This is a genomic window from Amycolatopsis sp. NPDC003861 (assembly GCF_053605405.1).
Window position 1 is genome coordinate 1 of sequence record NZ_JBSGJD010000365.1, and the last position, 7,209, is coordinate 7,209.

Below are 7,209 nucleotides of genomic sequence, written 5' to 3' on the forward strand. Positions count from 1 at the left end.
TCGGTGCGTTGGACGCACCGAACGCCACATTGGGGCGCTTGGGGTCAGGCGCGGGTGACGAGCTCGCGGAGCAGGGAACCCATCTGGGTGGCCGCGGCGCGGCCGGCTTCCAGGACTTCCTGGTGGTTCAGCGGCTCGCCGGTCATGCCCGCGGCGAGGTTCGTGACCAGGGACAGGCCGAAGACCTCGACGCCGGCCGCGCGGGCGGCGATGGCCTCCAGGACCGTCGACATGCCGACCAGGTCCGCGCCCAGCGTGCGCAACATGTGGATCTCCGCAGGCGTCTCGAAGTGCGGCCCGGTCAGGCCCGCGTAGACGCCTTCCTCGAGCGACGGGTCGATCTCGCGGGCGATGTCCCGCAGCCGCTTCGAGTACAGGTCCGTCAGGTCGACGAAGTTCGCGCCGACGATCGGCGAGCGCGCGGTCAGGTTCAGGTGGTCCGAGATCAGCACCGGCTGCCCCACCCGGAAGCCTTCGCGCAGGCCGCCCGCCGCGTTGGTCAGCAGCACCGACCGGACGCCGGCCGCCGCCGCGGTGCGTACGTTGTGCACCACCGGGTCGATGCCCTTGCCCTCGTAGAAGTGCGTCCGGCCCAGCATGACCAGGACGTTCTTGTCCCCGATCTTCAGCGACCGGATGGTGCCGCCGTGGCCCACCGCGCCGGGCGTGGTGAAGCCGGGCAGTTCGGCGAACGGGATCTCCGTCTCGCACTCCCCGATGACGTCCGCCGCCGGGCGCCAGCCCGATCCCAGGACCACCGCGATGTCGTGCGCGTCAACGCCGGTGCGCTTGGCGATGGCGCTCGCGGCTTCGTGTTCACTCATGCGAGGGAGCGTAACCGGGCACTTCGCACGGCCAGGAACACCACCAGCCCGAACGGCGACAGGAAGATCGTCAGCAGCAGGATCGGGCTGACGATCCAGGGCGAGATGTCCCGGACCCGTCCTTCGAAGTACATCCAGCGCGCGATGAACAGGTCGAACGCGATGAGGTGCGCCCAGACGAGCCCGGCGCCCCACGGCGTCGCGAGCAGCGTCTGGAGGACGCCGAGGTCGGGCCGCAGCATCGCCCGTCCCCACTCGCCGAAGTGCGGCAGCACGAGCGCGAAGTAGCACACCAGCGGCAGCAGCGGCACCCACGGCGAGGCCATGATCCGCACCGTCCACCGCCACTTCGGGGCCAGGATCAGCAGCGCCCAGAACGGCGCGGCCAGCGGGAAGGCCAGGTCGAAGAGGTTCATCGGACGCGCACCGTAGCCCACGAACCCAGCCCGACCGCCGCGACCAGCAGCGCGACCGCCCCGAGCGTCACCGCGTCCGGGTGCACGATCGACTGCGCCCGCAGCGCCTGCCAGGTGACCAGCGCGATCAGGCCCGCATACCCGGCCGCCCCGATCAGGACGAGCCGCGCGCGGACGACGTCGTCACGCAGCCGCGGGAACCGCGAAGCCAGCGCCACGAGCGCGATGGCGAGCAGCGGCAGGGCCTGCAGGGCGTGCATCCCGACGAAGTGGGGGATCCGCAGGTCGCCGCTCACCGTGCTCCAGCCGAGGATCGGCAGGCCGGGGCCGCCGTCTTCGAGCCCGACGGTGTGCCCGCCGACCATCGACGGCCGCCCGCCGGTCCGCCACTGCGCGAGCTGCTGCGCGGTCGGCGAGGTCATCAGCTGGCCGAGCGTGATCCCCACCAGCGACAGCGCCGCCCCGGCCCGCACCGCCCAGTACGACGCGCGATCGGGCACCTTCGTGAACAGCATCAGTACCGTGAGCGCCAGGGTGGCGACCCAGAGCACGACGATCATCGCGGCCATGCTGCCGAAGATCGCGGCGTCCTGCGGGGTCGCGACGTTGAAGTGGCTCGCCCGGCCGCGCGCGGCCTGGAACACCAGCAGGACGTACTCGGCCGCGAAGATCACGACCAGGAGGTTGGTGAGCCAGTTCGCCGTGCGCCGGAACCGCGGCAGCAGCGAGACGAGCCAGCTCCAGGTGGCGAAGTAGAGCGCGCCGGACACCGCGAACTTGAACGGCTTCGCCCAGATCGGCGCGCCGCCCAGGGTGCGCTGGTCGAGGACCATGGCGGCCACGCACAGCAGCGCCACCACCCCCAGGGCGGCCGCTGCGAGCGCGGACGGTCGGTGCCAGGTGTTCGTTCTGCTGCGGAGATCGGCAAGGATGGTCATGGTTCCTCCCAGAACGGATAGTCATGCTCTCCGTTTTGGAAAGTTAAACTATCCATACTGAGAAGTCTTCAGGGTTGTCCCCGAGACGGACCCCGGGATCGGAGCGGAAACGCATGCGGATGGCCGAGCTGAGCGCCGAGTCCGGGGTGCCGGTCGCGACCGTCAAGTACTACCTGCGCGAAGGCCTGCTCCCGCCCGGCGAGCGCACCAGCCCGAACCAGGCCCGGTACTCCCCGGCGCACGTCCAGCGGCTGCGGCTGATCAAGGCGCTCACCGAGGTGGGCGGCCTGTCGCTGGCCTCGGTCGGCGTCGTGCTCGGCGCGATCGACGACCACGAGACCCCGCACCGGACGATGGGCGTCGTCCAGCAGGAGCTGGCCGGGCCGGCGCCGAAGGTGTCCGACGAGGCCGCCGAGTGGGCGTCCGGGCGGCTGGCGGACGTCATGCGCCGCCACGGCTGGAAGGAGCACCCGGCCGAGCACCGCGCGATGGCCAACCTCATCGCCGCGCTGGCGACGGCCAAGGAGCTGGGGCAGGAGAAGCTGACCGAACGCCTCGAGGAGTACGCCGACCTGGCGATGCGCGTCGCGGAAGTCGACGTCGAGGTGGTGGTCGGCCTGACGTCGCTGGACAAGATCATCGAGACCGGGCTGGTCGCCACCGTCCTCGGCGACCGGATCTTCGCCGGTCTGCGCCACCTCGCGCAGGAGCAGGTGTCCCGCACGGTCCTCGGCGGTTAGTCCGAGACGCTCAGCGTGGGGGCGACCCGGTCGAAGACGTCCTGGCGGCCCGAGTTCTCCTGCTCGGCCGGCACGGTGACCGAGAGGATCCACAGGCTGGTGCCCGCCTGGACCAGGTTCATGAAGGTGACGCGGGTGCCGCCGCCACCGTCGCTCTCCGGGAGGGTGCCGCCCTCGGCCAGGCGGTAGGTCAGCGTCGTGCCCTTGCCGTCCGGCAGCGGCGACGGCGGGAAGAGGAAGAACGCATTGCCCGGGTAGGACGTCTTCAGGTAGCCGATGTACTCGTTGTCGTCGGGGAACTGGGCGAAGTACTTCACCAGCCGTTCCACCCGCAGCGACCGGCGGCCGTCCGGCGAGACGTACTGGACGGCGGTGCTCGCCCCGAACCTCGTGGTGTGCGGGGCGACGAACTTCTGCCAGCCCTCCGGCACCTGGAGGCCGAACTGCCCGCCGTTGCCGGTCACGTAGCTCGCGTCGCCGGACTGCTGCACCAGCGACGGCGGCGGCACGTCGGTCGGGCCGTTCGGCGTGCCCCGCGGGGCGGCGGCCGGCGGCAGCAGCGACTGGCCGCCGACCGCCCTGGCCAGCGCGAACCCGCCGCCCGCGGCGAGCAGGAAGAGCAGGATCGCCACCGCGACGAGCACCGCGGTGGCCGTGGAGCTGCGGCGACCAGACCGGGGTGGCGCGACGAACACGGTCGGCGCGCTCGGCGCCGGGGACGGCGCCGGGGTGGGCGGGCGCAGGAACGGCAGCGGGCCCGGGTCGGCGGCGAGCTCGCTGCTCGACCCCTCGGCCTTCTTCTCCGCCTTGGTCTTCTCGGGCAGGACGGTCTTGATCACCTGCGTGTCGGTGGCGTCCGGCTGCGCCGACGTCTTCTTGCCGTCCGGGGTGTGGAACAGCTCGGGGCCGAACAGGTCGAGCGGCGTCTTCGTCTGCAGCGGGTACAGCCGGTGCCGGACCTCGCGCAGGGTGATCCGCCGGCCTGGCTCCTTCCTCATCAGCGCGCCGATGACGTCGGCCAGCGGGCCGGCCTTCGGCTGCGGCACCTTCCCGTTGACGACCTTGCCGACCGTCTCGAGGGGATCGCCGTCGGCGTCGTACGGCGGCGCGCCCTCGACCGCGGCGAACAGCGTCGCGCCGAGGCCCCAGAGGTCCGCGGCCGGCGTGACGGCGCCGCCGGAGGCCACCTCCGGCGCGATGTAGGCGGGGGAGCCGAGCATGATCCCGGTGCGGGTCATGGTCGCTTCGGAGACGTTGCGGGCGATGCCGAAGTCGGTCAGCTTGATCCGGCCGTCGCTGGCCACCAGGACGTTGCCCGGCTTGACGTCACGGTGGGTGATCCCGGCGGCGTGCGCGGCCTCCAGCGCGGACGCCACGGCGATGCCGACCGCGGCGGCCTGCCCGACGGTCAGCGGCCCGTGGTCGCGCAGGATGTGCGCCAGGCTGCGCGAGGGCAGCAGTTCCATCACCACGAACGGCTGGTCGTCCTCGCGGGCGACGTCGTGCAGGATGATCACGTTGGGGTGGGAGAGCACGGCGATCGCCCGCGCCTCGCGCAGCGTGCGCTCCCGCAGCTCGTCCGCCTGCGACGCCGGGATGCCCGGCGGCACCTTCATCTCCTTGACGGCCACCTGCCGGTGCAGGAACTCGTCGTAGGCCGACCAGACGGTGCCCATCGAGCCGGAGCCGAGCACCGAACGCAGCCGGTAGCGACCGGCGACCACTCGTGTCTCTTCGCTGGAGGGGGGCACGGGCCAATTGTGTCGTACCCGCGGCACCGGCCCCTAACCTGTCCGGTGACGGCCCCTAGCGCGACCAGACTCACAGGTCGAGCGCGGCGAGTGCCTCTACCATCACAGGTTATGACTGATGTGGCCGGTCCGGAGTCAGTGCCGATCTCCGAGCTCGACCTCGCGGCCGAGTTCCCGCAGGCGACGCGCGAACAGTGGCAGGAGCTGGTCGCGGGCGTGCTGCGCAAGAGCGGGAAGCTGCCGGAGGACTTCGCGGGTGCCCCGGAGAGCAAACTCGTCACGCGGACCTACGACGGGATCGCGATCCAGCCGCTGTACACCGCCGAGGACGTCCCCGGCGACATCGGCTTCCCCGGCCTGCCGCCCTACGTGCGCGGCGCGCGCCCGGACGGCCTGGTCGGCACCGGCTGGGACGTCCGCGCCCGGTTCACCGGCGACGACGGCCGCGCGGTCAACAAGGCGATCCTGGCCGACCTCGAAGGCGGCGTGACGTCGATCTGGCTGTCGGTCCCGCCCGCGGCCCTGGCCGACGCGCTGAACGAGGTGTACCTCGACCTGGCGCCGGTAGTGCTGGACGCGGGGCCTTCGTACGAAGCGGCCGCTTCGGAGTTGCTGGCGCTGTTCGACGAGCGCGAGATCCCGGCGAGCGAGGCCACCGCCGTCCTGGGCGCCGACCCGGTCGGCCTGGCCGCCCGCTCCGGCGCCGGCGTGGCGCTGGAACCGGCCGCCGCGCTCGCCGTGCGTGTCGCCGGTAAGTACCCGAAAGTGCGGACGATCGTCGCCGACGGCCTGCCGTTCCACGAAGCCGGCGGGTCGGACGCGCAGGAACTCGGCGCGCTGATCGCCGCCGGCGTCACCTACCTGCGGGCGCTGACGGACGCGGGGCTGGACGTCGAGGCCGCCGCCGGCCAGCTGGAGTTCCGGCTCGCCGCGACCGCCGACCAGTTCTCCACCATCGCGAAGCTGCGCGCGGCCCGCCGCCTGTGGGCCCGCGTCGCCGAGGTCTGCGGCTTCGCCTCGCCGATGCGCCAGCACGCCGTGACGTCGCCGGCCATGCTGACCCGGCGTGATCCCTGGGTGAACATGCTGCGCACGACGGTGGCCTGCTTCGGCGCGGGCGTCGGCGGCGCGGACGCCGTAACCGTGCTGCCCTTCGACGCGGCGATCGGCAAGCCCGACGCGTTCTCGGCGCGGATCGCCCGCAACACCCACGCCGTGCTGCTGGAGGAGTCCAGGCTGGCCGGCGTGGCCGACCCGGCGGGCGGCTCCTGGTACGTCGAGAAGCTCACCGACGACCTCGCGCACGCCGCCTGGGCCGAGTTCACCGCCATCGAGGGCGAAGGTGGCCTGGTGGCTTCGCTGGCCTCCGGCGCGCTGGCCGGGCGGCTGGCCGAGACGTGGGAGAAGCGCTCCTCGCGGATCGCCACCCGGCGTGACCCGCTCACCGGCGTCAGCGAGTTCCCGAACCTGGCCGAGAAGCCGGTGGTGCGGGAGCCGGTTCCGTCCACTGTGGAAGGTGGGTTGCCGCGGCACCGGTACGCCGAAGGCTTCGAGGCGCTTCGCGATGCTTCGGACGCGTACCTCGCTTCGCACGGTTCGCGGCCGAAGATCTTCCTCGCGACCCTCGGTCCGGTCGCCGCGCACACCACGCGGGCCGGTTTCGCCGCCAACCTGTTCCAGGCGGGCGGGATCGAAGCCGTCAACCCGGGCGCGACCGACGACCTGCCCGGGGCGTTCGCGGCTTCCGGCGCCCGGATCGCCTGCCTCTGCGGCACCGACGACGCCTACGCCGCCCAGGCGGCCGACGTCGCCAAGTCGCTGGGCGCCGAGTACGTCCTGCTCGCCGGGAAGGGCACCCACGACGGCGTGGACGCGAACGTCTTCGCCGGGTGCAACGCCCTGGAAGTCCTCGAAGGCCTGCACGCCAAGCTGGGAGTCACGCGATGAGCATCCCGAACTTCGCCGGTCTCGACCTGGGCACGCCGTCGCCGGGCGACCGCGACGCGTGGGCGCGCGCGGTGGAGAACACCACCGGCAAGGGCCCGGACGCCCTGGCCTGGGAGACGCCCGAGGGCATCGGCGTCAAGCCCGTCTACACCGCCGCCGACCTGTCCGATGTGGACTTCCTCGGCACGTACCCCGGCATCGCGCCCTTCCTGCGCGGGCCGTACCCGACGATGTACGTCAACCAGCCGTGGACCATCCGCCAGTACGCCGGGTTCTCCACCGCCGAGGAGTCCAACGCCTTCTACCGGCGCAACCTCGCCGCCGGCCAGAAAGGGCTTTCGGTCGCCTTCGACCTGGCCACCCACCGCGGCTACGACTCCGACCACCCGCGCGTGTCGGGTGACGTCGGCATGGCGGGCGTGGCGATCGACTCCATCTACGACATGCGGCAGCTCTTCGACGGCATTCCGCTGGACAAGATGTCGGTGTCGATGACGATGAACGGCGCGGTGCTGCCCGTGCTGGCGCTGTACGTCGTCGCGGCCGAGGAGCAGGGGGTGAAGCCGGAGCAGCTCGCGGGGACCATCCAGAAC

7 protein-coding genes are annotated in these 7,209 nt (G+C 72.1%); 3 read left to right on the forward strand and 4 right to left on the reverse strand.

What is annotated here, in order from left to right:
- Window positions 1-44: 44 nt before the first annotated feature.
- Genes ACWEVN_RS44900 through ACWEVN_RS44910 form a run of 3 tightly spaced genes read right to left on the reverse strand, consistent with a single transcriptional unit; the run spans window position 45 to window position 2,178 of the window.
- Complete coding sequence (locus tag ACWEVN_RS44900; RefSeq protein WP_310971055.1) at window positions 45-824, reverse strand: purine-nucleoside phosphorylase; 780 nt, start codon at window positions 822-824, stop codon at window positions 45-47.
- Window positions 821-1,240, reverse strand: coding sequence for an ABA4-like family protein (locus ACWEVN_RS44905; RefSeq protein ID WP_452055350.1), 420 nt, complete (start codon window positions 1,238-1,240; stop codon window positions 821-823). The genes ACWEVN_RS44900 and ACWEVN_RS44905 overlap by 4 nt, the downstream gene beginning before the upstream one ends.
- The gene (locus ACWEVN_RS44910) at window positions 1,237-2,178 is read right to left on the reverse strand and encodes a hypothetical protein (protein WP_452055351.1); all 942 of its coding nucleotides are present in this window, start codon (window positions 2,176-2,178) and stop codon (window positions 1,237-1,239) included. The genes ACWEVN_RS44905 and ACWEVN_RS44910 overlap by 4 nt, the downstream gene beginning before the upstream one ends.
- 113 nt (window positions 2,179-2,291) lie before the next feature.
- On the opposite strand from ACWEVN_RS44910, the gene ACWEVN_RS44915 reads away from it, so the two are divergent.
- Window positions 2,292-2,918 carry a MerR family transcriptional regulator gene (locus tag ACWEVN_RS44915; RefSeq protein WP_396136910.1) on the forward strand — a complete coding sequence of 209 codons (627 nt, stop codon included), beginning with the start codon at window positions 2,292-2,294 and terminating at the stop codon, window positions 2,916-2,918.
- On the opposite strand, the gene ACWEVN_RS44920 is transcribed toward ACWEVN_RS44915, so the two are convergent.
- Entirely contained in the window at window positions 2,915-4,642 is a 1,728-nt protein-coding gene (locus ACWEVN_RS44920) for a serine/threonine-protein kinase (protein ID WP_449687400.1), read from the reverse strand. The genes ACWEVN_RS44915 and ACWEVN_RS44920 overlap by 4 nt on opposite strands.
- 138 nt (window positions 4,643-4,780) lie before the next feature.
- Between ACWEVN_RS44920 and ACWEVN_RS44925 the strand changes: the two genes are divergently transcribed.
- A complete protein-coding gene (locus ACWEVN_RS44925) occupies window positions 4,781-6,616 on the forward strand; it encodes a methylmalonyl-CoA mutase family protein (protein WP_452055352.1) in 1,836 nt (611 codons plus the stop codon).
- Window positions 6,613-7,209, forward strand: a 597-nt coding sequence (locus tag ACWEVN_RS44930) for a methylmalonyl-CoA mutase family protein (RefSeq protein ID WP_452055353.1), incomplete at its 3' end; no start/stop codon positions are given. The genes ACWEVN_RS44925 and ACWEVN_RS44930, both read left to right, overlap by 4 nt.